The following is a 26,357-nucleotide window of genomic DNA, read 5'->3' as shown; positions in this document are numbered from 1 at the left end:
CCTGAGTAGAATCAGGGACTTTCCGCGCCTTAACCGGTCCAAGTCATCGATTATGACAGTGAATAATTTTCGCGCAAGACTTGTGGTTGCGGCGCAGCAATATAATCTCTCGAATCAAGGACGGGGCGGACGACGCGATGGCCGATCGAACGGCAGAGCATCGCATCCGAAGTACCGCCCCGGCCCCGCCGCACGCAGGCTTATGAATGGGGGTCTGCGATGCGGGAATTTTTGCCCCGGCGCGAAAGGAGGTGATCCGATGTCTCATGGTTCAGCAGAGAGGTCGGTGAAGTCCACTACGAGGCATTATCGCTGATGGATCGGCGATAGAGGTTTCGTCAGGGCGGCACTTCCGGCCGCTGACCATGCGAAAGCCCGTAGCGGTCGTGCCGCTACGGGCTTTCTCATTCTATGCCTGTCCATCCGGGCGAAAGCGCGGAACGGCATGCGCGCTACGGGCTTTCTCGTTTCAGCAACTCTGGCGTGCTTTCTGGCACTGCAAACCCGCGCATGCCCGTACGGAATTGCCATTTGCGGCTCGAATCGGCATGGCTTTCCGCAAATGGTTCCGCACGAACGCGCGGGCCAGAACGACAAGACCAGAACCATAGAACAAGCAGGAGCGAGCCGCCGCCATGTCAGAGAGCCTTTCCGAAACCGTGAGCCTGTCGGTCGTCGACGGCATCGCCACCGTCCTGATCGACAATCCGCCGGTGAACGCATTGGGCGCCACCGTGCGTAAGGGGCTGGTCGCCGCCGCTGAGAAAATCGCGTCCGACACCGCCATCAAGGCAGCCGTCCTGACCGCCAAGGCCCGCACTTTCCCTGCAGGCGCGGACATTGCCGAATTCGCTACCGGTATGACCGATCCGTGGCTTCCTGAAGTTGTCAACACGATCGAGGCGCTTGAAAAGCCCGTCGTCGCAGCGATCTACGGCACCGCGCTGGGCGGCGGGCTGGAAGTCGCGCTGGGCTGTCATTACCGCGTCGCTGCCGCTTCGGCGAAGCTGGGCGTTCCCGAAGTGCAGCTTGGCCTCTTGCCCGGTGCGGGCGGGACGCAGCGCCTGCCCCGCATCGTCGGTGCCGAAGCGGCGCTGCAAATGATGGTCACCGGCAAGCCGATTAAGGCGCCGCTGGCAGAGAAGATGGGTCTGGTCGACAAGGTCGTCGCCGATGACGCGCTGATGGACGAAGCGCTGGCCATGGCGAAGGCCGTGATGGCCAAGGACGGGCCGCTGCCGCGTGTTTCGGAGATGACCGAGTGGACCGAAAAGGACCGGGCCGACTCAGACTTGCTCGACAAATTTCGGGCCGAACATGGCCGCATGTTCCGCGGTGTGATTGCGCCCGATCACATTCTTGAAACGGTACGCGCGGCCATCGAATTGCCTTTCGCAGAGGGCATGGCGGTCGAGAACGAGCGGTTCATGACCCTGTTCGCATCGGACCAGTCGCGCGCCCTGCGCCACGTGTTCTTCGCCATGCGCGAAACGGCGAAGGTGCCCGATATCGCCAAGGACACTCCGCTGATCGACGTGAAGAGCGTTGGCGTCATCGGTGCGGGTACGATGGGTGGCGGTATCGCGATGTGCTTTGCCAACATCGGCATTCCGGTCACCATCGTGGAGGTGAAGCAGGAAGCGCTGGATCGCGGGCTTGGCGTCATTCGCAAGAATTACGAGAACACCGCGAAAAAGGGCCGCATGACGGCAGAGGACGTAGAGACCCGCATGGGCCTGCTGACCGGATCGCTGAACATGGAAGACCTTGGCGACAAGGACCTGATTATCGAGGCCGTGTTCGAATCGATGGAGATCAAGGAGAAGGTGTTCAGCCGCCTCGACACCATCGCCAAACCCGGCGCGATCCTGGCGTCGAACACCAGCTATCTCGACATCGATCACATCGCGACTTTCACCTCGCGGCCTGAAATGGTGCTGGGCCTGCACTTCTTCAGCCCGGCAAACGTCATGCCACTGTTGGAAATCGTGCGCGGCGAAAAGAGCAGCGACAGCGTGATCGCCACCGGCATGAAGCTGGCCAAAGCAATCCGCAAGACGCCGGTTCTGGCGCGCGTTTGCGACGGATTTATCGCCAACCGGCTGATGTACCCGTACATCGACCTGGCGATCGAAATGTTGGTCGCCGGCACGCCGATGCAAGTCATCGATTCGGCAATGCGCGACTATGGCTTTGCGATGGGTCCGCTGCAGATGCTCGACCTTGTCGGGCTGGATGTCATCACATTCCCCGCAGAGGTCAACGTGACCGGCGAGCTGGTGAAGTTGGAGCGCCGGGGTCAGAAATTGAACGGCGGCTTTTACGATTACGATGAGAAGCGCCGTGGCACCCCTGCCCCGGCGGCAATCGACGTGGTCGACAAGGTGCGTAAGCATCGCGGAATTGCCGGAGACAAGGAACTGTCGCCCGAACAGGTCATGGCCGGGCTGCTATACCCCGTCGTGAACGAAGGCGCGAAGATTCTGGAGGAAGGCATCGCGATGCGCGCGGGCGACATCGATGTGGCCGCGATCCTCGGCTATAACTGGCCGGCCTATCAGGGCGGTCCGATGTGCTGGGCCGATATTCACGGGCTGCCGAAGATCGTCGCCGGACTCGAAGCGATGGGTCAGAAACCCGCCGCCCTGTTGAAGAAGCTGGCCAGCGAAGGCGGCTCGTTCACCTGATCCCCACGCGATAACGCCCGGTCGGTGGGTTTCCGACCGGGCGCAACCTTGGGCGACTTATCGGGACTGTCAGCCGCCCCGGGCTTCCTTTGCCGTCACAGCGGCGATGCTCTGTTCAAACTGGGCGCGGGCATTCTTGTAGCATTCGCGCGATTCCCGGCTTGGGACGCGGGTGCCGGTCAGCTTCTGGTCCATGCCGCAAACCTGACGGGCGGCATTGTTCAGACGGCGGTCGAGTTCTTTCTGACCGGCCTCGGTCGAAAGGTTCAGGTCGCTGTATTCCACGCTGACGCTTTCGGCGAAAGCTGGGGCGGCGATGGCAAGTCCGGCGGCGGCGGCGATGATCGAAACGGTCTTCATGATGGTCCTCCTCGAAATGACGAGGCTGTTTTGACCGCTGTCCGCGCAACGATCACGCGGTGTTCTATGGGCGCAACACGCGTGTCGACAAATGTCATCGCTTGCCGACCAACGCCATATGCTGGCCGACGAAACGCTTATCCGGCAGGGATTTGACGCTATCGGTGTTTATCGACCGTGTTTCTGCGCAAACGCGGCCGCCGCGCCCAACAGGCCGGGTTGCGGGTGCGTGATCAAGCGAACGGGAATCGTCAGCATCAGTTTTTTGTAGCGACCCTTGAAAGCGAACCGCTCGGCAAAGCCCGATTTTGCGATCTGGTCCTTCAGCCGTAGGCCCAACCCGCCCGCGATGACCACCGAATAGGATCCGTGCGCCAGCGCAAAGTCCCCCGCCGCCGCGCCAAGGATCATACAGAACCGTTCCATCGCCTTGACCGCGACCGGATCGGTGCCCGACATGGCCGACAGCCAGAGCTCTCGGTCATCGCCTGAGGGCATTGGAAGGCCATCGATCTTGGCGATCGCCTCTGCCAGCGGCACGATCGCAGGGCCGGAGCACATACGTTCGACCGATACGCGCGGCAGGGTGCCGCGAACGTGCGACAGGATCTGCTCCTCGACCCGGTCTTCGGGCGCAAAACCGATGTGGCCGCCTTCGGTGGGCAGAACTCGATAGGCTCCGTCAGGATCACGACTGAGCGCGGCGACGCCCAGCCCGGTGCCGGGGCCGACAATGGTTGTAACACCATGGGAGGGGATTTGAGCCGGGCCGGTGAGATGCTCGAAATCCTCGTCACCGGCAATGGCGACAGCGTGGCCCACAGCCTCGAAATCGTTGATCAGAACGTGTGCGTCGAGCCCCAGTTCGCCGGCGATCTCGGCAGGACGGATCACCCAGTGGGAATTGGTGAAGCGCACTTCCTCACCCGTCAGCGGCGCGGCAACGGCCAGCGCAGCAGCTTTGGGCAGTGGGCCACCCCGGTCCTTGGCATGCGCCTCCGCAAACCGGTCCCACGCGGCGGATAGGCCCGAAACGCTGCCCGTGGCAAAAGTGGTCGGGTTATCAAGTCGCACAACCCTGCCATTGGCAATTTCGGCAATGGCGAAGCGGGCGTTGGTGCCGCCGACATCGATGGCGACGATCTTTTGAACGTTATCAGAAACCATGCATACCGTGCTAAACGCAGTTGCGCAGGATGCCTAGCCCGATCAGCGCGGCAATAGGTAAGCCGTCTGCGGCACCGGATCGTCAAAGCGCTTCACCGTATCGCGCAGTGCCTCTGTCACCAGATGATCGACCAGTTCGGGGAACAGCAGCGGCTGCTCCGCCGCTTCCCACAGGAAAAAGCCGTAGGAACCGGGGATGGCATTGATCTCGTTGAACCAGATCTCTCCCGTCTCCTTGTTCGACATGAAGTCAATGCGCGGAGCGCCTCGATGGCCCAGCGTTATGAACGCGCGGCGGGCATAGTCGTGGATCGTCGCCTTGAAATCGGGCGGCAGGTCGGGATTGATGTCGCGGGTAAGCGAAAGCATCCCCTCGCTTGGCAGGAACGCGCCCTTGGTGCCGCCGCCCGATGACAGGTACTTTTCTTTGAAATCAAGCAGTTCTGCGCCGGACTTCGGACGTTCTATCGCACTGAACTTCACCTCTTGAGCCGCTTCGTCCCAGCGCATCGCGATGTTGTATTCGACGAGATTCCGCACCTGAGGCTCGATGATCGCAAGGTTGTCCTGCGCCAGCACATAGGCGACCAGCGCGGGCAGTTCCGCCGCAGTCTTGGCCAGTCCGACCCCGATGGAAGAACCGAGGTTGGCCGGCTTCACGATGGTCGGGAACCCGAACGCCTCCTCTACTTCGGCGATCAGCGCCTTGGCATCGGCCAGCTTCGCCCGGTTGGCGGTCACGTGGTCGAGCACGTTCACTCCCGCCAGCCGGACCAGCGCCTTGGTCGCATCCTTGCGCATCGCCATCGCGCCGGACCCGGCGGAAAAGCCGGTGACGGGAATGCCCTGCAGCTCGAAGTGTCCCTGCAATCGCCCGTCTTCGCCGAACGGTCCGTGGAACACCGGCAACACGCAATCGATGCGCGTTTCCCTCAGGCTCTTACGCTCTCGCATCACCGGGCCACGTTCAGACCAGCTGAAAATCACTTCGGGCGCGCCCGCAGGTTTTGGCTTGAACCGCCTGATATCGCGCAGGAAAGGTGCTGAATAGAAGCGGTTTTCAAAATCTGTGTAGACCGGCACCACCTCTATCCCGCGCACGTCGGCGGCGTCCATCAACTGGTGCGCGGACACGACCGAGACGTCATGTTCCTGGCTCGCCCCGCCGAACAGCACCGCCACCCGTTTTATATCGTTCATCGCGGCCAATTCTCCGGCTCGGTCCAAAATCATCTGTCGCAGTCTTGTGTGCGACTCGCGCGTTCACCTTGTGCGCCATTTTTCCGGCTGTAAGAAAGGGGCCCATGCAGGCTTCCCCGCAAATTGAACCCCATTACATCCGCATCGGCACACCGGGCGCGCCCAAGGTGGTCTTCGCCCACGGCTGGGGACGGTCGCACCGCGATTTCATCCCCGTGGCAGAGGCGCTCGCACCCTCCATCGACGCCTACCTGTTCGATCTGCCCGGCCACGGCAAGTCCGAACGGCCTGATGAGCCGTGGGGCACGGCGGACTATGCCGAATTCATGGCGCGTTACGTCACCGGCGCGTTGCAGATCCCGAAATGCGTCTGGGTCGGGCACAGCTTTGGCGGGCGCATCGGACTGCGGCTGGGCGTGCAATCACCGGGGATGCTGGACCACATGGTCATCGTCGCTGGCGCAGGCGTGCCGCGCACCGTAAATGCGAAGGACCGTTGGAAGCGCAAATGGAACGGGCGCAAGTTCCAGAAGCTGAAGGCGCAGGCCGGGACCGTGGACGAGTTGATCGAATTGGAAAAGCGGTTCGGCAGCCCGGACTATGTTATGAGCCGCGAGACCGGAATGCGCGACATCTTCGTCAAGACGATAAGCGAGGATCAGAGCGCCGACCTGCCCCGCATTCCCACCCCCACGACCTGTATCTACGGCGGCGCGGATACCGAAACCCCGCCGGAAATCGGGCGCAAGATCGCCTCGCTCGTCCAGAACGGCACTTATGTCGAATGCCCGTTCTACGACCATATCTCGATCCTTGACCGGGGGCGGCACCAGATTGCGCTGGCCATCAAAGAGGCGGTGGCGAAATGATGGGCCTCGGCATTTATCAACTCGCGCTGCTGGCTGGCACGGTGGTGCTGACCGGCTCGGTCGGGTTCCTTGCTTGGGTCCGGTTGCACACGCTGCTGACCTATTTTCAGCAAGAAGAATATGACGGGTCGCGCTTCCTGTCGGCGGTTCGACGGGTGCGGCTGTTCGACGTGCGGGCCAGCCTTGTCCTGCTGGCGCTGATCGTCGTGATGCTTTTCATGAGTGCGGCGCGCATGGGCGGGCTGTGGATGATGACGGCCATGCTGATCGCCGCCGCCGCGATCAGCGCAATTGCGTGGCGCGAAAAGGGCTATGCCTACAAGAAACCGTTGGTGATGACCGAACGCGCACGGCGCATTCGCAATCTGGCGGCATGGTTCGCGGTGGTGCCGGTGGCCTTTACGCTGGTGGGTGCCCTGCCCGCAATTATTGGGCTGCAACTGCTGCCATTCACGCTGGTCATCGCCAACGCAGTGCTGAAACCGGGTCAGCAGCGAATCAACGATGGCTATGTGACCGAAGCGCGGGAAAAGCTGGAGCGGCTGAACCCCATCCGCATCGGCATTACCGGCAGTTTCGGCAAAACGACGACCAAGCACATCTTTGCCGAGGTGCTGAGCGTATCCGGCCCGGTGTTCTATTCGCGCGGGTCGATCAACACGGTGCTGGGCCTGACGCGCCATATTCGTGAGCGGTTGCAGTGGAGCCACCGCTATTTCATCGCCGAGATGGGCGCCTATGGCATAGGCTCGATCCGGCGGCTCTGCGATTTCGTGCACCCGAATTACGGCATCGTCACCGCCATCGGCGATGCGCATACCGAACGCTTCGGATCGGTCGAGAACATCGCCCGCGCCAAATGCGAACTGGTCGAGGATGTTTGCGAACGCGGCGGCACGGCCATCGTTTCGACGCAGGTCCTGGCCTATGCCCCCTTCGCCGATGCGCGGAACAAGTATGGCGAAAGGGTCGTCAGCGTCGGGCCGGAGGAAGGCGCGGACATCCGCGTCGTCTCCGCCACGCTGGAACAGGCCGACTGGGTCATCGTGCTGGAAGACCGGCGTGAGGGGCATGCCAAAAACGGACAGCCTGCGACGCTACGCTATGAACTGCCCTTGTTGGGCGAGCACAACATCGTGAACTCTGCACTGGCGGTGGCGGCGGCGTGGATCATCGATCCCTCAATTGCCGACCGCATCCCGCTGGTCACGCCCGATGTCGAGCAAGTGCCGCACCGCTTGCAAAAGCGCGAAAGCCCCGGCCAGGCGCTGGTGCTGGACGATGCCTACAACGCCAACGAAGCTGGTTTTCGCAATGCGGTTGCCGTTGCCGCCGAACTGGCGAAACAGCGCGGCGGGCGGGCGATCCTTGTCACCCCCGGCATCGCCGAATTGGGCATTGAGCATGACCGCGTCCACGCCAAGCTGGGCGAATATACCGCTGACCTCGCCGACATGGTCTATGCGGTGAACCCATCGCGGATCGCGGCGTTCACCGGGGCACTGGCGGCAAACGGCAAGCCCGCCATCGAAGTCGCCAGCTTCGCCGACGCGCGCAAGGCGCTGGAGAGCGAGGCGAAGCCGGAAGATGTCGTGCTGTACGAGAACGACCTGCCGGACCTGCTGGAAGAGCGGCGGTTGTTGTAGATTTTGGGTTAGTTTTCAGGCGATCGGCGACCAGCTCGTTCTGGCTGGAAGTTGACAAAGTTTACACGCGTGAGAAAAATCCACTCAATCAATGGAGTGAGATTGATCGATTTTGCCGATCAGGCGGACGGACGGTGCGAAAGAGCCGCCGACATGATCGCAAGATTTGGCCGTGTAGGACAGCGCACCTGTTGTGAACTATGGGTTGGAAAGCGAAAAGTCAGCAACCAGAGAAGATCTGAACAAGCTCGCGGAAAGGGCCTGCTGTTCTTCAAGGCTTTGGTATGCCCAGCATCACAAGTACCCGGATCTTTCAAATCCTTGCAGTTGCTTCGACTTGATTCAGAAGATCAAGCCCAAGTCGGGTCGCAGTCAAGCTGGATGCCGAGGTCGTCTCAGTCGCCGTGGAAAAAGGCAGTCCGACCAGCAAGGACGTTGCGCGCCATTTCTCCGGCATCGTGCAGCGCCAGGGGCCCGCCCGGCAGCGCGTCGTCCCAGAAGCCATGATCGGCATACTGGTGCAACGCATCTTGATAGCGCGCGATGGTTCCGGCCTGTTTCGCCAGGACGCTAACGGCAAGCTGCACTTCGTCGAAATCGTCACCTTGCCCGTCAAGAACGATGCGCGCGAGGTGGGGTTTGTCGATCGCCAGAAAATGTTGCGCCACCGCCTGCCGCGCCTGCGCGATCGACTGCGCGCTTCCGGTATTCGATGCCGCGGCAGATGACGTTACGATGTCCACGGCGTCAGTTCCGATCGTTCTTCCGCATCTGCGCCTCGCGATCGTTGAGCTCGGCCCAAAGAGATTCCGTCCCGGCCTCTTGCGCCTTGTTCACGTATTGCGACGCGACCAGCCATCCCTTGATGTACTGCAGCGGCCAGATGCAGCCGATCACCAGCAGTGGCAACGACGTCACGAGGTGCACCCAGAAGGGCGGCTCAAACGCTGCCTGCAGCCAGACCGCGATGAATGTCAGGGGGAACGCGACGATGCACAACGAAAAGAAGGCCGGGCCGTCGTCCGGCGCGGCAAAGGCATAGTCGAGCCCGCAGGACGGGCAGGTATCCCGCAGCTTCAGCCACTTGCGGAACATGCTCGCCTTGCCGCACTGCGGGCACAGACCCTTCAGTCCGGAGCGGAAGATCCAACGCGCCTTGTCGGCGCGCTCCGCTTGTTCGAGGTCTTCTTCGCTCACGAGATGATACAACCTTGGTGATTGGCTATTGGCGATTCGCCCCTACCTTTATATGAGTTTTGCATGCAAGCAAAGATAAAGCAAAAATGATGCAAAAATGGCTCCCAGCAGTGGATGGCTCGCAAGGCCCGGTCTATCTGGCGATCTGCGAAGCGCTCGACCACGATATAGGGGCGGGTCGGTTGAAGGCGGGTGATCGGCTGCCGCCGCAACGGGACCTGGCCGAAGCACTGGGCGTCGATCCCGGCACTGTGACGCGCGCCTATTCCGAAGCCCGCCGTCGCGGGCTGATCGCGGCGGAAGGGCGCAGGGGAAGTTTCGTGCTCGAAAAGCATGCTTCGACCCCGGCAATGGCCAGCATCGCGCCATTCGATACGGGCATGAACCTGCCACCCATCCCGCAGGGCAATCCCTTTGCCGACCTGTTCGCCGACACCTTGGCAGAGGTTCTGCGAGGCCCTGCGGCTGCGAACCGGATGCAATACCAGCCGGCGGGCGGCGCGCCGGTTGACCGGCAGGCCGGGGCTGACTGGCTGGCTGCGCGGGGCATCCCTGCAACCGAGGAGAATGTGCTCGTCACCAGCGGGGCCCAGACGGCGCTCCATGCCATCTCCAACTCGATCCTGAAGCCGGGCGACGCGGTGTGTACCGGGCCGTTCGTCTATCCCGGCTGGCTTTCGATCTGTCGGCGCAGGGGCCTGAGCATCGTTCCGCTAGAAGCGGATGACGAGGGCATCTTGCCCGACGCATTTGCGGCGGCATGTCGCGAGCATCCGGTGCGCGCGATCTACCTCGTCCCGACAAATGACAATCCGACCACCGCCACATTGCCTCTCGAAAGAAGGGCCGCGATCGCGGCGATTGCCCGGCAGCATGACTTGGCCGTCATCGAGGACGATCCCTACGGGCGACTAGCGACCACAGACATTTCCCCGGTGGCCAGCATTGCGCCTGAACGCACCTGGCACGTTACCAGCCTGTCGAAGATGATCTCGCCTTCGCTGCGCATCGCCTATCTTCGCGCACCGCACGTGCGCGACATCATGCGGCTTGCCGCGGATATCCACGAAACCACGGTCATGGCGCCGCCGCTCAACATGGCCGTTTGCACGCAGTGGCTTTTGTCCGGTGCGTGGGAGCAACTCATCGATCAGGTGCGGGCGGAATGCGTCGCGCGGCAGAAAATCGTAGCGACCGTACTCCCTCCGGCCAGCTATCGCGCCACGCGTGAGGGCTATCATCTGTGGATTCCACTGGAGGACGAAATCAGCCCGTTCGAACTGGTCGGCCTGCTGCAACCGCTGGGCGTTTCCATCGTGCCTAGCGAGAGCTTCAGGGTACCGCACCACGATACCGGACGACAGGCGATCCGGCTGTCCATCGGCGGTACCCTTAGCCGGGACAAGCTCACGCGGGCGCTCGAAAGGCTCGATGCCGTGTTGCACCACAGTGAAGGCCGGAAAGGCCCTCTAGTCTAGGAGAAGGCGGAAAGTCGCACGGTCGACATGTTTCAATAATGTCCGCAATCGCGGTCGTAAGCCGACAGTCCGCTTTTCAGCACAACAACGGGGCGCCGAAGGCGACTGCCGGATGGCCCGCGCTCGGCGTGTGAGGGATCCTCGCACCGCGAGGACACATCACAAATAGCTCTTACTTCACCAATTCAACCTGCTCAAAGTCCAGCTCGACCGGCGTCGCACGCCCGAAGATCGACACCGAAACCTTGACCTTGTTCTTGTCGAAGTCGAGCTCTTCCACCACGCCGTTGAAGCTGGCGAAGGGACCGTCGAGGACCTTGACCGAATCCCCAATCTCGTAATCGACGCTGATTTCGCGCTTGGGCTGGCTGGCCAGTTCCTCGCGCTGGCCGAAGTAACGGGCGGCCTCACGCTCGCTGATGGCCTGCGGCTTGTTGTTGTTGCCGAGGAATCCGGTGACTTTCGGCGTGTTCTTGACGAGGTGGTAGATGTCGTCGTTCATCGCCAGCTTGGCGAGAACGTAGCCCGGCATCGTCTTGCGTTCCGACTGCACCTTCTTGCCGCGCTTTACCTCGGTCACCGTTTCGGACGGAACCTCGATCTGTTCGACCAGTGCTTCCAGCCCGGTGCGCTCCGCCTCGGCAAGGATCGCTTCCTTCACCTTGTTCTCAAAGCCGGAGTAGGCGTGGATGATGTACCAGCGGGCCATTGTGTCTTGTATCCTTGAAAGTCGTTTCGTGCAGGGCAGCGTCGCGGAATTAAGCGAGCGACAACAGCCACTTCATTACCGCACCGAACAGCGAGTCGACGCCGAGAAAGAAGATCGAGAGGATCACCATCATGATCCCCACGAAGATCGCGGTGCTGACCGTTTCCTTGCGGGTCGGCCAGACGACCTTCGATCCTTCGGCCTTCACCTGATTGATGAATTCACCGGGGCTGGTCTTTGCCATGTCTCTTCTCTCAATGCTGCCTTGGCGGCGTTTGATGTCTTTCGCCATCGGTCCATCGCCGCTCCGAGCGAGGCTGGGAGACGGCGTTGAAGTTTCCGATGTCGGAATGTGGCAATGCCAATAGTGTCCCAAGCCGCGCCGCGCAAGGGCTGAGTGCCTGCTTTGGCGCGCACCGGTCTGCCGATGCGCCGCCCTATCGGTGCATTACCCGCGATTGCCGCTTTCCATCGCCGCCGCAGACCGATAGCAATCGCAACTTGTTTTTCCACGGGGACCGGCAGGACACATGAGCGCACAACCGCAGGCGACCAGCCTTATCGACCACGTCACCAACGTCTCCGACTTTATCTGGGGCGGCACATGGAACGGACAGGAACTGCTGCCCTTCCCCCCGATGGTGATCGTGTTGTTCGGCATCGGCATCTACATGATGGCCGGCCTGCGGTTTTACCCCATCGTCAAGTTCGGCAGCGCGCTGACCGGCCTGTTCAAGGGCCGCAAGGGTCAGGGCGCGGGTGAGATCAGCCCGTTCGCCGCGCTGTCGACCGCTCTTTCGGGACAGGTCGGCACCGGCAATCTTGCGGGCGTGGCCACCGCGCTGGCGCTGGGCGGCCCCGGTGCGATCTTCTGGATGTGGATCACCGCACTGATCGGCATGGCGCTGGCCTTTGGCGAAGGCGCGCTGGCGATCCGATATCGCGAGACGACCAGCGACGGCACCTATCGCGGCGGCCCGATGAGCTATATCATGATGGGCCTTGGCCCGAAATGGACGTGGCTGGCGGTGGTCTTTTGCCTCGGCACCCTGTTCTCTGCGCTGATCACCGGCAACGCGATTCAGGCCAACGCCGTGGCCGACGGGCTGACCGAAATTTTCGGGATTCAGGAATGGCTGGGCGGCGCGATTACCGCCGTGGCCGTGTTCGTGGTGATCATCGGCGGCATCAAGTCCATCGGCAACGTGGCGGAAAAGGTCGTGCCGTTCATGGCCGGGACCTACATCGTGATGGCCGTGATCGCGATCCTGATCAATATCGCCGACATTCCCGAAACCTTCAGCCGCATCTTTGGCGGCGCGTTCAACGTCCAGTCGGCCAGCGGCGGTTTCGTCGGCGCTGCGATCATCATCGCGATCCGGGCGGGCGTGGCACGCGGGCTGTTCTCTAACGAGGCGGGTCAGGGTTCGACCCCGATCGCCCACGCCGTGGCGCAGACCGACGACCCGGAACAGCAGGGCCGCATGGCGATGCTGGGCACGTTTATCGATACCATCGTGATCTGCACGATGACCGCATTGGTGATCCTCACCGTCGAAGGCCCGTTCGACCATGCGGGCACGGCGGTAAAACACGCATGGCAATCCGACCTGCAGGGCTTTGCCATGACCAGCGGCGCGTTCGCGGCGGCCTTTCCGTTTGGAATCGGAGGCATTCCCATTGGCACGCTGATCGCGTCGATCGCGCTGATCCTGTTCGTGTTCACCACGCTGCTGACGTGGAGTTACTACGGCGAACGGGCGATTACCTTCCTCTATGACCGCGTGCCCGGATCGAGCCGCGCGGGTGAGCGGGCACTGCACATCGCATGGCGGCTGTTGTGGTGCGTGGCGATTTTCGTCGGCAGTTTTCAGGACCTGTCGCTGGTCTGGCGTCTGGGCGACATTTCCAACGCGGCGATGGCACTGCCCAACCTGATCGCGCTGGCGCTGCTGTCGGGCGTGATCTTCAAGCTGGCGCGCGGCGACAAGACGGCGGGGCCCGATCACAGCCGCGCTACGCCGGAAGAACCAGAAGAGTACTAAGCGCATGGGGGCGCGGCGCGGACTGGCCCTGACCGCCGCGCCCGCCCTCCTGCTCGGCTCGATTGCCGCTGCGCCCGCCTTGGCGCATGGCGGCGGGGTCGATGCCAGTGGGTGCCACACCAATCGCAGCACCGGCGAATACCACTGCCACGGATCGCGCAGCGCCCCGGCCCCCGCGCCGAAGCGCGATGCGCCGATCGGCGCGTTTTATCGCAATTGCGCCGAAGCCCACGCCGCCGGAGTCACGCCCCTGCGGCGCGGCCAGCCCGGTTACCGCCCCGCGCTGGACCGGGATGGCGATGGCGTGGCTTGCGAAAAATAGCACTCGGACCACGGCCCGGCGCCCCAACGGATCGCTCCGCCTCTGCCTCGCAGAACCGTTAATTTGGAATTCACCGGGGCGAGCCGAAACGCCGTCCTGCGTGTCGCGGGGCGTCCCCTCCCTCCCCCTCAACCCTGCCCCGCGGCACCGTCTTTCAAATCGATGATACGGCCTATTGGTAGCGCGTCGTAAAGGGCAGCGTCGGCCGCATAGAGATCGCGGATCTGCGCCTTTTCCCGTGAATTCGGGGCGATGGGGTCGGTGGGCGGTGTGACATTGATGCGCCGGATCGGCTTTTCGAAACGATCCGAAAGCAGTGGCGTCATCGAATCAAGATCATCGTAGCGAAATAGCGTATCGACTGCGATCCTTCTGGCCCGATCGTGAAGGTACCACACCTGCGGTCGAAACAGCGGACCCACATGGTAGGTCGATCGCGCCGACCGGACATGGTCAATCGCATCCCCGATCGACCGGAAACCCGCGTATGTTGAACGAAATGCGCGTGACACGCGCTTTTCGCTGGCACCGCCACTGATCGCATGGCGATAGGCCGACACGAAGCGGTCGACCGGATCGCGCACTATGCTAACCGTTTCGACACGAGCGACCAGATCGGGCACCACGGCTTGGTATACACAGATAGAGCTGTGCTTCACCTGCAGGCCGTAAAGCGCATCGCTAACCGCTCTCCCCCCGGATTTGGGAATGTGGATGAATAGCACACCCTTCTCATCGAACTTGGCGATTTTTTGCTTCAGGCGCGGCGTCAACGGCATGGGCACACCCGATCGCGTTCACCGTTCCACCACGTCGGGCAACAGCCGCACGCCGAACAGTCGCGGCCAAAGTCGCTTTTGCAATCTGGAGGTCACAGTCACGCGGCGATCCCTGACCAATGCCAATCCATTATGCGGATATCAGCGATGAGAACAAACGCGTAAGCCGCGACCGCCCCGCAACAATCGGCGCAAGGTCATTGATACAGACCAGCTTTCGCCACTTCAGCTTGTTCAGAATGAGAGCGGCGAAAAGGTCGCGTGCCGATGCGCTTTCGCACCACGTCGAATCGAACGTCTTCCAGTCTTTCTTGCCCGGAAAATTCGCCCTGTTCGCCCGCAGTGCCAGATGCGCGAATAGCGACGATATCGAAAACTGGCTGCCATCGCGAAAACGGTGCGACAGGTTCGCCGCCAGTGCATCGGGCGAACGTGCGAAGAAGTCGGCCAGGATTCGTTTGTCCATCGCAATGGGGCAGTGGGCTAGCGAGAACCAGCGATCCGGGCCGAAACCCGCCATCGCCGCCGCGTTCAGCTTGCTGCTGCGATAGATCTTGGTGACATATTCTGCCGGATCGCTGGTTTGCCATTTTCCGCGCAGGATCGTGTCGTCGCCGATGAAAAAGTCCTGCGGCTTTATATCGCCCAGCAAGAACGTATCGTCATTAAAATAGACAAAGCGATCAGCCAGCCCCTCCAGCCGCCACGCCGCCGTGCCGATGGCGAGGGAATTGAACGTCGGCAGACAGGCATCATGACCGTGGAAAATCCGTTCATGCCCGACGACTTCGATTTTCTTTCGGAAGTGTTCGGACAAGTCTTCAAGCGGCGGTTGCTGGCCGTTGGTAATGACCCACACCTTGCGAACCCACGGTGCATGGGCCGCGATAGAGGACAGGCAGATGCGGATTTCGCCCGCATCGCTCCAGCGCCGGGCGGCGTTCACTTCGTCTGCAACTTCGAAGCCGGCGCTTTGCTGATATTGCCTACGCAGAGCGACGTGATCCGGGTCTTCGCCGTTGACCCACGGAATTACGAAATCGATCGGGTTGTCGCCCGCCATCATGCCCCCTTGCAAGCTGCCTGTGGCACGCGTTGGCAAGGATCGCCGCAAATGGCAAATCGCAGCGCCCCCGGATGGGGAAAGGAACCTTTCAACAATGTCGGAAAAAATGGCAGGGGTGACAGGATTCGAACCCGTGGCCCTCGGTTTTGGAGACCGATGCTCTACCAGCTGAGCTACACCCCTGCGGGGCCTGCGCCTCTATCGCCCTTCTTGCGGCCTGACAAGCACCTCTTGCATCTCTTGCCTGACAAACCCCATCATAGGGCATGTCCAAGGGTCCGCCTCCCCCCGATGCCAATGCCGTTATCGACCCGGAACTGCTGCTGCTCGCCTATCGCAGCGGCATCTTTCCCATGGCGGAAAGCCGCGACGATCCCGAAGTCATGTGGATCGAACCGCGCGAACGGGCGATCTTTCCACTGGACGGGCTGATCGTCTCGAAATCGCTGGCTCGCACGCTGCGGCGCGAACGATTCGTGGTGACGTGCAACCGCGCCTTTTCGCAGGTGGTCGCGGAATGCGCCGCTCCCAGAAGTCATTTTGTGGGACCTGATGATACGGACGACGATGGCGAAAGCTGGATCAGCGAGAAGATCGCCAAGAGCTATGCCCTGCTCCACCGCATGGGCCGTGCGCATTCGGTCGAATGCTGGCAGGACGGGCGGCTGGTCGGTGGGCTTTACGGCGTGGGGTTCGACCGCGTGTTCTGCGGCGAATCGATGTTCAGCCGGGTTTCCGATGCTTCGAAGGTGGCGCTGTGCTGGCTTGTCGCCGCGATGAAGGAAGCGCGGCTGGAACTGCTCGATTGCCAGTTCATGACTTCGCACCTCGCCTCATTGGGCGCGGTGGCGATGCCGCAGTCGCGCTATCTGGAACTGTTGCAACGGGCGATGCGGCCCGCCGAACTGGCGCCTTACGTGCCGTTGCCCGACGGTTTTGCCGCGTTGGCGGCCTCTTCCTCACCCGGGAAGGTCATTGCGCAGTCCTTGATCCAGACATCGTAGATCGGATGCTCGACCACGTTCAGTGACGGGCTGTTGAGGAACAGCCAGCCCGAGAACACGCGCGTCCAGTCCGGGTCGTCGTCATCCCGGTCTTCGGTCGTGAAGACCTGCACGAAGGCGCCTTCTTCCGGCTCCGGATCCCACGGCGGGCGGCGTTCGCAAGTGGCCAGCTTGATCAGCACGTCGCCGACCCGTTCTTGCTCGCCCGGTTTCAGGACGATGTCCTGCGTCAGGTTGTTGCGCTTGTTCAGCAGACCCAGCGTCGCGATGCGCTGCTCCATCGGCGTGCCTTGCGGCAGCCCGTCTTCGCCCACGGCGGCGTCCGCATCGGCAGCCATCGTCTCGTTCGCGGCAGGCGCGGCGACGGCTTCCTCGGTCTTGACCCCGCCCGGCTGGTTCGTGGCGTCAGGCTCCGACCCGCAGGCGGCAAGCGCCAGCGCCGCCGAGAGCGTCAGCGGCGCGAAGATTCTCACTGATCGGGCGACCACGCTTCGTAATCGCCGGTGGCGCGCGCCCGCACGCCGCCCTTTTCCAGGGCGCCTGCGGGGCGATAGGCCCCGGCGGTGCCAGTGGCGTTGGGGGTATAGTCAACCTCCCAGATGCGCGGCGGGGGCAGATTCGATTCCGGCGCATCCTCGAACGCGCCGTGCAGCCAACCGTGCCATTCGGCCGGCACCCGGCTGGCGTCGTTCGCGCCGTTATAGATCACCCAGCGGCGTTCCTGGCCCTGCGCGCCGGGCTTCTTGCCCTTGAAATAGCGGTTGCCCTGCGCGTCGTGGCCGACTTCGATGCCGTTGCGCCAGCTGTTCAGCAGGGTGCCGATGGTGGCGCCGTCCCACCAGGTGAAGATTTTCGCTAAGATGCTCATCGTGGCCCAGCGATTAGCTTCAAGCGCGCGCCCGCGCAACCGGCATAACGTGCTGCATCCCGTTCATGCGTCCGGCTGTGCAAATTCCACCGTGTCGCCCGGTTCGATGCCCAGTTCCGCCGCGCGACCGCCGGGGATTTCCAGCACGTAGATGACCGGCCCGTCCGACCGGACGCCTTTTTCCGAATAGGGCACGGCATCGGCCCCGATGCTGTCGATCACCCCGTCGGCCCGCACGAATATGATGTCGAGCGGGATGTAGGTGTTCTTCATCCAGAACTGCTTGATCGACGGCCTGCTGTCGGTCGTCGTGAAGTCGAAGATCATCGCTTCGTCGGGGCCCAGCGCGGTGCGGAACATCAGGCCCTTGGCCCGTTCGCTGTACCCACCCGCATATTCCGCGCTGAACCGGTGCGCCTTGCCATCGATAGTGACCGTAACCGGCACGATCGGCAGGCCCGAAATGGGATGCGTGATCGCGGTAGCGGTTTCGCCCTGCGCGGCGGCGGGGGCATCGGCGGCGGGAGTGCAGGCCATGAGGACCCCGGCGATAAGCAGGGGCAGGATCTGGAGGCGTTCGATCTGGAAATGGGGGAATTTCAAGCGTCGTCTTCCTTGTCATCCAGCGCCGTCGCCCATTCGCGCGCGGCATCGGCATCGGGCGCATGGACCAGTTCGCGGGCCGCGTCCATGCGGTGTCCGGCGCGCAGCATGGCGGCAACCTGCTTTTCGCGAAGCGCCCTGTCGTCGGGCGGTGCGCCGTCTGCGCCGAACGGACCGAACCGACGCTTTTCGGCAAGCCGCAGCGCCGCATGGCGCGCCTCCCCCTCGGCAATATGCGCGCGGTCTTCCTCTGCCACCCCCGCGGCGGTCAGCGCCTGCCCCACGCGGCGTTCGCCATAGCCGCGGCGCAGCAGGCTGCCCGACTTTGCACGGGCGAATTCGGCATCGTTGACGTATCCGTTGCGGACGAAGCGTTCGACGAGCGCATCGATGTCCGGTGCGGCCGCGCCCTCCTCCGCGTCTTCCCAGCCCCGCTCGCGCAATTTGCGGCGGCAGTACTTCTGCAATCCCTTGGCCGTGGTGGCAAAGCGCGCAACATAGGCCAGCGCCAGTTCTTCCAACTGCGCCGGGGTCAGGGGCTTAACGACCCTTGCAGCCCGCGTTTTCCGGGGATAAGCGCCCTTGCCCGCAACCATTACGCCATATTCGTGCCACACTCTCGTAACAATGGAAACGCCCTTGCGACGAATGAAGTGATGGGAACGGGGCGCAAATGACTGTGCCGATTGGGTTAATGCCCTGATCGGTATTACGGGCAGTCATACCGGATTAATCGGACCGGCTGGTATCAGGCCGGGAATGTGCAACTGGACGGGATTGAAAGAGCTTCATGAAGCAGACCGCCCCCACGGCTGACGACGCCCTTGTTCCGACGCCCAACGCCGACTCGTTGCCGCGTCGGATGGCCGATTTCGGCACTTTTGCCGAGGCGATCGACTATGCCGCGCAAGGATTGCGCGGCCTGAATTTCCACGATCCGCGCGGAAAGCTGACGCGGGTCTACCCCTATTCCGAACTGCGCGATGATGCGCTGGGCATGGCGTACCGCCTGATCGCTGCGGGGATCAAACCCGGCGACCGCGTGGCGCTGGTGGCCGAGACCGGGACCGATTTCGCCGCCCTGTTCTGCGGCGCGATCTATGCCGGCGCATGGCCGGTTCCGCTGCCCCTGCCGACCAGTTTCGGTGGCAAGGAATCGTACATCGACCAGTTGGCCGTGCAGTTGCAGTCCAGCGATCCGAAAGTCCTGTTCTATCCGGAAGAGATTTCGGCAATGGCCGGTCAGGCGGCAGAGCGTCAGGGTTGCGAGGGGATCGACTGGGTCAGCTTCGCCGCGCGCGATGCTACGCCTTGCGAGCTTCCCGAAGTGAAGCCGGACGACATCTGCTATCTGCAATATTCCTCCGGCTCCACGCGTTTCCCGCACGGTGTGGCGGTTACGCATGAGGCATTGCTCTCGAACCTTGCCAGCCATTCGCACGGGATGCAGGTCGGCCCGGACGATCGCTGTATTTCCTGGCTGCCGTGGTATCACGACATGGGCCTCGTCGGCTGTTTCCTGTCGCTGATCGCCAATCAGGTGTCGGGCGATTATCTGAAGACCGAGGATTTCGCCCGCCGCCCGCTGGCTTGGCTGGACCTGATCAGCCGGAACAAGGGGATGAGCATCAGCTATTCCCCCACTTTCGGTTACGACATCTGCGCGCGCCGCATTTCCAGCCAGTCGAACGTCGGCGAACGGTTCGACCTGTCGCGCTGGAAACTGGCGGGCAACGGGGCCGACATGATCCGCCCCGACGTGATGCAGGGCTTTGTGGATGCCTTTGCAGAGGCCGGGTTCGAGGCCAATGCCTTCACCCCCAGCTATGGCCTTGCCGAGGCGACGCTGGCCGTCACCATCATGCCGCCGGGCGAAGGCATCAAGGTCGAGCTGGTCGAGGAAGAGCGTCTGTCGGGATCCCCGCGCGACCTGTCCCGCCCTGCCCGCTATCGCGCCATCGTCAATTGCGGCAAGGCCGTGAAGGACATGGAAGTCGTGATCCGGGGTGAGAACGATCAGCCCTGCCGCGACCATGTGATCGGCAAAGTCTGGTGCCGCGGCCCCAGCGTGATGCATTCCTATTTCCGCGACCCCGAAGCGACCGCGGCTTGTCTGGTCGACGGCTGGCTGGACACCGGCGACATGGGCTACATGGCCGATGGATACCTGTTCATCGTGGGCCGTGCGAAGGACATGATCATCATCAACGGCAAGAACCACTGGCCACAGGATATCGAGTGGGCGGTGGAACAGTTGCCGGGCTTTCACCAAGGCGACATCGCCGCCTTTGCGGTGCAGGCCGACAATGGTGAGGAAGTGCCCGCCGTGCTGGTCCACTGCCGCGTTTCGGACGAGCAGGAACGCGTGAAATTGCACGACCAGATCCGCGACAAGGTCCGCTCGATTACCGGCATGAATTGCGTGGTCGAACTGGTCCCGCCGCGCAGCCTGCCGCGCACGTCATCGGGCAAGCTGAGCCGCGCCAAGGCGAAAAAACTTTACCTTTCGGGCGAAATAGAGCCATATCGCCTCGCAGCATGAGTGCAGCATAACGGATTTACCGTTTGGGAGAGGAGGGCCGCCCCACGTAGGGCGGCCCCATCTCGTTCTGGCACCGCGATTTTTTCCTGATTCACGCCTAATCGACTGAACCGCCACGCAAATTAATAAGCGTGCGTATGATTCGGATTATCCTTGGCGCCGGAATAATTTACCCTGCGAAAAGCAGCGGCCAGATCACCATGCCAAGGCCGATCAGGCTGATCAGAAATACCAGCGTGCGTACGACCGGAATGCCCGCCCAATAAAGCGGCAGATATACGATCCGCGCGCCCAGCCAGATCCACCCGCCCATTGCGGTCATCGCGCTGGCCTTGTCGGCCACGACCACGCCCAGCAAGGCGATGATCGCGATAGGCAAGGTCTCCATGAAATTGCCGCGGGCGCGGCCCAGCCGACCGGCGACGGGATTGACCGGCGGCAGGTCTTCATCGCGCGCACCCATGTTCCATTTGGTGCCGTATTGCTTTGTCTTGAAATGCGCCTCTGCAAAAATGTGCACCAGCAGCAGGATCGCCGCGTAGACGAGTATGCGGATTTCTATTGCCATCATTGCTCTCCTGTCGCCTCGTCGGGCCGCGCCCATGCGACCCGTATGGTGCCGGTATCGCGACCCGAACTCCTCGTGACAAGCCGCACGCCGCGTTCGGCCAGCGCCGCGCGCACGATCTCGACATCCGCTGCCCCGCCGCTCAGCACGATGGGTGCGGCGATCCGCGCGGCGGACCAGACGATCAGGTCCAGCGTGGACTTGGCACGCGGGCCGATGCGCGAAACGGGCGCGCCATCGTCGCCGGTCTGCGGCTCTTCCAGCGTCACGGTCGGCAATGGTCCGGCTGGCGGGACGAGCTTCACCGTCCAGTTCGGCACATTGGCGACGATCCGCGTTTCCAGCTCGGCATATGTTGCCAGTTCGGCATCGGGCAGCGGCACGGCGTTTACCTGCGCGCGGCGGCCTTCGCGGTCGACCAGTACGTCGCTTTCTTTCACGCCCGCGATCAGCGCAAGTCGGCCCACCAGATCGCGCACCTCGCGGTCGGTCGCCTCCTGCTCTTTCGCCCGCGCCGCCGCCAATTGCGCCTTTTCGGCGGCGGAGGCGCTGGTGCCCACCTGAAACTGGTCGAGCGTCAGCACCACCGGCCCGCCCATGATCCGCGACAGACGGCGCGACACCTGATCCTCTGCCCCGGCCATCAATTCTGGCGTCAGCACCGTGGCGGAGACGCTGACCGGTTCGGCCTGATAGTCGATGTCGATCTGCGAAATGCGCGCCTTGCCCGGAAAGCTATCGAGGATCGCGGTGTTCGCCTGCCGCGTCGCGTTGGTTTCGCGCGCGATGCTGACCAGCGACAGGCCCAGCGGCACCGCCAGCGCAGTAAAGGCAACGATAACGAAAACATCCTGCAGCCGCGTCTGCTTTTCCGAGAGGTTGGAGCGGAAGCCATATAGCCGCGCCATCATCATCGCGGTCAGCGCGATAGTGATAAGGTTGGTGATGTAGAGCAGCAGCGCGCCTGAAAACACCGTCCAGTTCAATGTCGCCAGGCCGAACCCGACAACGGCCAGCGGCGGCATCAGGGCGGTGGCGATGGCCACACCGACGACGGTGCCTTCGCGCCCGCGGATCATCGCATAGGCACCCGCCAATGCCGAGAAGAAGGCGATGAACAGGTCGAACAGGTTGGGCCGCGTGCGCGCCGCGATTTCGGGCGTCACCGTCTGGAGCGGCGACAGTGCAACGATCAGCGCTGTGAAGGCAATCGCAAGCGCCGTGCCCAGCGCCAGTGCGCGCAGCGATTTCCTGAGCCAGGCATAATCCCCCGTGGCCAGCGCGAATCCCAAACCGATGATCGGTCCCATCAGCGGCGACAGCAGCATCGCGCCAATGACGACAGCCGGAGAGGACAGTAATAGCCCGAGCACCGCGATGCCTGCCGACATCGCCAGCATGAACATATAGCGAGCCGAGATCACGGCTTCTTCGCGGCGGTTCTCGATCACCGAGCTCTGATCGACGGTGTTGACAACCGAATGGCGCCACCAGAGCCGCAATGAGAGCAGGACGCCCGTAAAACTTGCACGTGCCCGGCGCACGGCGTCGGCCTGTTCGACCATGATGACCCTTTTTCTTCCCCGTTATGCTTGTGCGATGCCCTTCTGACCGAAGCCTCACGCGCTGTCGAGATGCCTGACCGGTTATGCCGCAGCGCAAAATAATCGCGCAGCCGGGGCTTCACAGGGGCGGCATCGGGCCTAAGTTCCCCTGTGATGAGCGATCCGAATCAAGCCGAAATGGCCCCGTCCCAGACTGCCCCGCACGCTGACCTGGAGCTTTGGCCCATCGGCAATTGCCAGGCTTCGGCGCTGGTCGACAAACGCGGCACGTTCACCTGGGCCTGTATTCCGCGCGTCGATGGCGATCCGGTGTTCTGCTCGCTGCTCGACCACGGCCGCAGTGCAGAGGATGCGCGTGGGTTCTGGTCTATCGAGATGGAAGGCGGGCGCGTTGTCGAGCAGGATTACATCCGCAACACGCCGATCCTGAAAACGAAATACGCCGACGAGGACGGCAACGCGCTGGAAGTCATCGATTTCTGCCCGCGCTATCGCGACAAGGGCCGCATCTATCGCCCGGTCGCCTTCGTGCGCGTGGTCCGCCCGATCAGCGGCAGCCCCCGCATCCGTATGGCCCTGCGCCCGGCGGCGGAATACGGTGCCAGCCTGCCCGAACGCAGCTTCGGGTCCAGCCACATCACCTTCCGCATTCCGGCCATGGCGATGCGGCTGACGACCGATGCGCCCATCGGCCTCGTCCAACAGGAAACACCCTTCCGCGTCGAGCGCCAGTTGCACTTCTTCTTCGGCCCGGACGAGAGTTTTTCGACCAGTCTGGAGGCCGGATGCGGCGACATGCTCAGCCGCACGGCCAAGGAATGGCGGCACTGGGTGCGCGGCCTTGCCATTCCGTTCGAGTGGCAGGAGGCGGTGATCCGTGCCGCCATCGGGCTGAAACTGTGCCAGCACGAAGATACCGGCGCGATCGTCGCGGCGCTCACCACCTCTATCCCGGAACACGCCGATTCCGGGCGGAACTGGGACTATCGCTATTGCTGGATCCGCGATGCCTATTACACGGTACAGGCGCTGAACCGGATCGGCGCGCTGGACGTTCTGGAAAGCTATCTCGGCTTCCTGCGCAATATCGTCGATGCGGCGCAGGGTGGGCATATCCACCCGATGTTCGACGTGCGCGGCAATCCCGAATTGCCCGAGGGCGAGGCAGAGCATCTGGCCGGATATCGCGGCATGGGCCCGGTGCGCATCGGCAATGCCGCATGGTTCCAGATCCAGCACGATGCCTATGGCCAGATCGTCCTGTCCAGCGCGCAGGCCTTTGCCGATCAACGCCTGCTACGCATTTCCGGGATCGAGGATTTTCATAGCCTGGAAAAAGTCGGCGAACGCGCGCTGTCGATATGGGACCAGCCCGATGCAGGCCTGTGGGAACTGCGCAATTCCAGCCACGTGCATACTTATTCGGCGGCAATGTGCTGGGCGGCGTGCGACCGGCTGGCCCATGCGGCGCAAGTTCTCGGCCTTGAAAAGCGCGAGGCATACTGGCGCGAAAATGCGGCGCGGCTGCATACGGAAATCATGGAGCGCAGCTGGAATGACGAGGAAGGCCTGATCTCCTCCACCTTTGGCGGCAACTTGCGCGATGCCAGCATTATCCAGCTGCTTGACCTGCGGTTCGTTTCCAAGGACGATCCGAAGATCCACTCCACGCTGGACCGGGTGGAAAAGTCGCTGCGGCGCGGCGATCACATGCTGCGTTACAACACCGCCGACGACTTCGGTACGCCGCATACCGCGTTCAACGTCGCGACCTTCTGGCTGATCGAGGCGCTGTCGCTGACCGGCAAATCGGACGAGGCACGCCGCCTGTTCGAGGTGATGCTCGACCGGCGCACCGGCGCGGGAATGCTGAGCGAGGACATCGATCCCAAGACCCTTGAACTATGGGGCAATTACCCGCAGACCTATTCGCTTGTCGGGATCATCAATTGCGCGGTGATGCTGACCAAAAGCTGGAATGAATATCGCTGACGGGTCCAAGCACGCCCTGTCGGCCACCGAACGACAGGACTGACCCCATATGACCCTTCCTCGACCGGGTTTCCGGACCGTTACCTGCACCCTCCTCGCCGCCGCGCTTGCCGCTTGCGGATCGGGCGGGAAAGAGGCCGATCAGGCGATCGCCGACAAGATCCTGCTGGTCGGGAACGAGGCAGAGCCCAAGACGCTGGACAGCCAGATCAACACCGGCATGCCCGAAGCGCGCATCGTCAGCACGCTGTGCGAAGGGCTGACGCAGATGAACGCCACCGACGATACGAAGCTGGCCCCCGGCGCCGCCGCATCGTGGGAACCGAACGACGATTTCTCGCAGTGGACGTTCCACATGCAGCCTAATGGCAAGTGGTCCGACGGCACGCCGGTAAAGGCCGAGGATTTCGTCTATAGCTGGCAGCGCATTCTGACCCCGGCACTGGGCGCACAATATGCGGAAATGCTTTACGTCATCAAAGGGGCAGAGGCGTTCAACCGCGGCCAGACCACCGATTTCGGCACCGTCGGCGTAAAGGCGCTGGACGACATGACCCTGCAGGTCGACCTTGTCGGCCCTACCCCGTTCTTTGCCGAACTGGTGAAGCACCACAGCTTCTTCCCCGTGCCGCCAAAGCAGGTGCAGGCCGGCGGCGGCATGGCCGACCGCGCAAACGATTGGGCATCGGGCACCAACTTCGTCTGCAACGGCCCGTTCAAGATGAAGGAATGGTCGACCAACAAGCTGATCGAGGTGGAGAAGAACCCGAATTACTGGGACGCCGCCAATGTCGCGCTGAACGGCATCCGGTTCTATCCGATTGAGAATTCGCAGACCGAAACCGCGATGTTCATGGGCGGGCAGCTGCACATCACATCGGGCCTGCAACTGGGCAAGTTCCCCATCGTGCAGAAAACCAATCCGGACGAGCTGCGGTCCGACCCGTTCCTTGCGCTGATCTACATGTCGTTCAACACGACCCGCAAACCATTCGACGACCTGCGCGTGCGCAAGGCGCTGTCGATGACGATCGATCGCAAGGCGATTATCGACAATGTGCTGAAGGCGGGCCAGACCCCGGCCACCGGCCTCGTCCCCGCCGCGCTGACCAGCTATCCCACCTCGGACATCGTCAAGTATGACGAGGCGGAGGCGAAGAAGTTGCTGGCAGAGGCGGGCTATCCCGGCGGCAAAGGCTTTCCCCCGGCGGAGATCCTGACGATTTCCAACGAAGACAACCGCAAGCTGGCCGAAATCGTGCAGGGCATGTGGCGACAAAAGCTGGGCGTCGAATTCACGATCTATAACCAGGAATGGAAGGTCTATCTCGCCACCTTGGAATCGCTGGATTTCGATGTCAGCTTTCAGGCGTGGTCGGCGGACTATGCCTATCCCACGACGTTCCTCGACATCTTCACCAGCAATAGCGGCAACAACCACACCGGGTGGAAGAACGCGCAGTTCGACAGCCTGATCGATCAGGCCCGCGTCGCCCCGACAGAGGCGGAGCGGATGAAACTGCTTTCCGATTCCGAAACAGTGCTGTTGAACGACGCGCCGGTTGCGCCGCTGTATTGGCCGCGCCGCAACTATCTGGTCGACACCCGCGTCAAGGGCGTGATCCCCCGCGCGCTGAGCATTCAGTCGTACAAGGACATCTCTTTCGAATAAGCAAAAAGGGCCGGGCGG

25 protein-coding genes and 1 tRNA gene are annotated in these 26,357 nt (G+C 62.5%); 11 read left to right on the top strand and 15 right to left on the bottom strand.

Features of this window, described 5'->3' with window-relative positions; genetic code table 11:
* The first annotated feature begins 635 nt into the window (after window positions 1-635).
* The gene (locus AB433_RS05550; protein WP_047820248.1) at window positions 636-2,687 is read left to right on the top strand and encodes a 3-hydroxyacyl-CoA dehydrogenase NAD-binding domain-containing protein; all 2,052 of its coding nucleotides are present in this window, start codon (window positions 636-638) and stop codon (window positions 2,685-2,687) included.
* A 69-nt stretch (window positions 2,688-2,756) separates the two neighbouring features.
* Here the strand turns inward: AB433_RS05550 and AB433_RS05545 are convergent, their stop codons facing one another.
* From AB433_RS05545 to AB433_RS05535, 3 genes are all read right to left on the bottom strand, one after another.
* Window positions 2,757-3,047: a UrcA family protein gene (locus AB433_RS05545; protein ID WP_047820247.1), complete on the bottom strand. Its 291-nt coding sequence runs from the start codon at window positions 3,045-3,047 to the stop codon at window positions 2,757-2,759.
* Window positions 3,048-3,215: 168 nt separating this feature from the next.
* A complete protein-coding gene (gene glk / locus AB433_RS05540) occupies window positions 3,216-4,214 on the bottom strand; it encodes a glucokinase (RefSeq protein ID WP_047820246.1) in 999 nt (332 codons plus the stop codon).
* A gap of 42 nt (window positions 4,215-4,256) precedes the next feature.
* Window positions 4,257-5,414 carry a D-alanine--D-alanine ligase gene (locus tag AB433_RS05535; protein ID WP_053059008.1) on the bottom strand — a complete coding sequence of 386 codons (1,158 nt, stop codon included), beginning with the start codon at window positions 5,412-5,414 and terminating at the stop codon, window positions 4,257-4,259.
* A 104-nt stretch (window positions 5,415-5,518) separates the two neighbouring features.
* On the opposite strand from AB433_RS05535, the gene AB433_RS05530 reads away from it, so the two are divergent.
* The 3 genes from AB433_RS05530 to AB433_RS20995 all read left to right on the top strand — a co-directional run bounded on the left by AB433_RS05530 (window position 5,519) and on the right by AB433_RS20995 (window position 8,657).
* Window positions 5,519-6,283, top strand: coding sequence for an alpha/beta fold hydrolase (locus AB433_RS05530; protein ID WP_047820245.1), 765 nt, complete (start codon window positions 5,519-5,521; stop codon window positions 6,281-6,283).
* A complete protein-coding gene (locus AB433_RS05525; protein WP_082134806.1) occupies window positions 6,280-7,929 on the top strand; it encodes a Mur ligase family protein in 1,650 nt (549 codons plus the stop codon). The genes AB433_RS05530 and AB433_RS05525 overlap by 4 nt, the downstream gene beginning before the upstream one ends.
* 404 nt (window positions 7,930-8,333) lie before the next feature.
* Entirely contained in the window at window positions 8,334-8,657 is a 324-nt protein-coding gene (locus tag AB433_RS20995) for a hypothetical protein (RefSeq protein ID WP_156170686.1), read from the top strand.
* A gap of 19 nt (window positions 8,658-8,676) precedes the next feature.
* Here AB433_RS20995 and AB433_RS05515 read toward each other — a convergent pair whose 3' ends face one another.
* The gene (locus AB433_RS05515) at window positions 8,677-9,126 is read right to left on the bottom strand and encodes a DUF983 domain-containing protein (protein WP_047820244.1); all 450 of its coding nucleotides are present in this window, start codon (window positions 9,124-9,126) and stop codon (window positions 8,677-8,679) included.
* Window positions 9,127-9,215: 89 nt separating this feature from the next.
* On the opposite strand from AB433_RS05515, the gene AB433_RS05510 reads away from it, so the two are divergent.
* Window positions 9,216-10,604: an aminotransferase-like domain-containing protein gene (locus AB433_RS05510; RefSeq protein WP_047823409.1), complete on the top strand. Its 1,389-nt coding sequence runs from the start codon at window positions 9,216-9,218 to the stop codon at window positions 10,602-10,604.
* A 172-nt stretch (window positions 10,605-10,776) separates the two neighbouring features.
* On the opposite strand, the gene nusG is transcribed toward AB433_RS05510, so the two are convergent.
* Window positions 10,777-11,313 carry a transcription termination/antitermination protein NusG gene (nusG, locus tag AB433_RS05505; RefSeq protein WP_047820243.1) on the bottom strand — a complete coding sequence of 179 codons (537 nt, stop codon included), beginning with the start codon at window positions 11,311-11,313 and terminating at the stop codon, window positions 10,777-10,779.
* Between the two features lie 49 nt (window positions 11,314-11,362).
* Window positions 11,363-11,557 (bottom strand): preprotein translocase subunit SecE, encoded by a 195-nt coding sequence (gene secE / locus AB433_RS05500; protein ID WP_047820242.1) that lies wholly within the window; start codon window positions 11,555-11,557, stop codon window positions 11,363-11,365.
* 286 nt (window positions 11,558-11,843) lie between these two features.
* Between secE and AB433_RS05495 the strand changes: the two genes are divergently transcribed.
* Window positions 11,844-13,358: an alanine/glycine:cation symporter family protein gene (locus AB433_RS05495; protein ID WP_047820241.1), complete on the top strand. Its 1,515-nt coding sequence runs from the start codon at window positions 11,844-11,846 to the stop codon at window positions 13,356-13,358.
* 4 nt (window positions 13,359-13,362) lie between these two features.
* Entirely contained in the window at window positions 13,363-13,680 is a 318-nt protein-coding gene (locus AB433_RS05490; RefSeq protein WP_082134805.1) for an excalibur calcium-binding domain-containing protein, read from the top strand.
* A 128-nt stretch (window positions 13,681-13,808) separates the two neighbouring features.
* Here the strand turns inward: AB433_RS05490 and AB433_RS05485 are convergent, their stop codons facing one another.
* From AB433_RS05485 to AB433_RS05475, 3 genes are all read right to left on the bottom strand, one after another.
* A complete protein-coding gene (locus AB433_RS05485; protein ID WP_047820240.1) occupies window positions 13,809-14,459 on the bottom strand; it encodes a sulfotransferase family 2 domain-containing protein in 651 nt (216 codons plus the stop codon).
* Between the two features lie 130 nt (window positions 14,460-14,589).
* Complete coding sequence (locus AB433_RS05480; RefSeq protein WP_053059005.1) at window positions 14,590-15,525, bottom strand: Stealth CR1 domain-containing protein; 936 nt, start codon at window positions 15,523-15,525, stop codon at window positions 14,590-14,592.
* A 107-nt stretch (window positions 15,526-15,632) separates the two neighbouring features.
* Window positions 15,633-15,708, bottom strand: a tRNA-Trp gene (locus AB433_RS05475).
* A gap of 83 nt (window positions 15,709-15,791) precedes the next feature.
* On the opposite strand from AB433_RS05475, the gene aat reads away from it, so the two are divergent.
* The gene (gene aat / locus AB433_RS05470) at window positions 15,792-16,529 is read left to right on the top strand and encodes a leucyl/phenylalanyl-tRNA--protein transferase (protein WP_047820239.1); all 738 of its coding nucleotides are present in this window, start codon (window positions 15,792-15,794) and stop codon (window positions 16,527-16,529) included.
* Here aat and AB433_RS05465 read toward each other — a convergent pair.
* From AB433_RS05465 to AB433_RS05450, 4 genes are all read right to left on the bottom strand, one after another.
* A complete protein-coding gene (locus AB433_RS05465) occupies window positions 16,439-17,002 on the bottom strand; it encodes a DUF2155 domain-containing protein (RefSeq protein ID WP_047820238.1) in 564 nt (187 codons plus the stop codon). The genes aat and AB433_RS05465 overlap by 91 nt on opposite strands.
* A complete protein-coding gene (locus AB433_RS05460; protein WP_047820237.1) occupies window positions 16,999-17,397 on the bottom strand; it encodes an NADH:ubiquinone oxidoreductase subunit NDUFA12 in 399 nt (132 codons plus the stop codon). Before AB433_RS05460 ends, AB433_RS05465 begins: the two co-directional genes overlap by 4 nt.
* Window positions 17,398-17,460: 63 nt before the next feature.
* Window positions 17,461-18,000 (bottom strand): DUF192 domain-containing protein, encoded by a 540-nt coding sequence (locus tag AB433_RS05455; protein ID WP_245626594.1) that lies wholly within the window; start codon window positions 17,998-18,000, stop codon window positions 17,461-17,463.
* A complete protein-coding gene (locus AB433_RS05450; protein ID WP_245626593.1) occupies window positions 17,997-18,521 on the bottom strand; it encodes a regulatory protein RecX in 525 nt (174 codons plus the stop codon). Before AB433_RS05450 ends, AB433_RS05455 begins: the two co-directional genes overlap by 4 nt.
* Window positions 18,522-18,790: 269 nt before the next feature.
* Here AB433_RS05450 and AB433_RS05445 point away from each other — a divergent pair, with 269 nt between their 5' ends.
* Window positions 18,791-20,542, top strand: coding sequence for a fatty acyl-AMP ligase (locus tag AB433_RS05445; protein WP_047820235.1), 1,752 nt, complete (start codon window positions 18,791-18,793; stop codon window positions 20,540-20,542).
* Between the two features lie 169 nt (window positions 20,543-20,711).
* Here AB433_RS05445 and AB433_RS05440 read toward each other — a convergent pair whose 3' ends face one another.
* Both AB433_RS05440 and AB433_RS05435 read right to left on the bottom strand, forming a co-directional pair.
* Window positions 20,712-21,110 (bottom strand): MAPEG family protein, encoded by a 399-nt coding sequence (locus tag AB433_RS05440; RefSeq protein ID WP_047823399.1) that lies wholly within the window; start codon window positions 21,108-21,110, stop codon window positions 20,712-20,714.
* On the bottom strand, window positions 21,110-22,675 hold the full coding sequence (locus AB433_RS05435; protein WP_047820234.1) for a DUF389 domain-containing protein: 1,566 nt from the start codon (window positions 22,673-22,675) through the stop codon (window positions 21,110-21,112). The genes AB433_RS05440 and AB433_RS05435 overlap by 1 nt, the downstream gene beginning before the upstream one ends.
* Window positions 22,676-22,828: 153 nt before the next feature.
* Here AB433_RS05435 and AB433_RS05430 point away from each other — a divergent pair, with 153 nt between their 5' ends.
* On the top strand, window positions 22,829-24,667 hold the full coding sequence (locus AB433_RS05430) for a glycoside hydrolase family 15 protein (RefSeq protein ID WP_245626592.1): 1,839 nt from the start codon (window positions 22,829-22,831) through the stop codon (window positions 24,665-24,667).
* Window positions 24,668-24,716: 49 nt separating this feature from the next.
* A complete protein-coding gene (locus tag AB433_RS05425) occupies window positions 24,717-26,339 on the top strand; it encodes a peptide ABC transporter substrate-binding protein (RefSeq protein ID WP_047820233.1) in 1,623 nt (540 codons plus the stop codon).
* Window positions 26,340-26,357 lie beyond the last annotated feature (18 nt).

Source organism: Croceicoccus naphthovorans (genome assembly GCF_001028705.1).
Taxonomy (GTDB): Bacteria; Pseudomonadota; Alphaproteobacteria; order Sphingomonadales; family Sphingomonadaceae; genus Croceicoccus; species Croceicoccus naphthovorans.
Note: the sequence above shows the minus strand (reverse complement) of the source record. Positions and strands in the feature narration are given on the sequence as shown.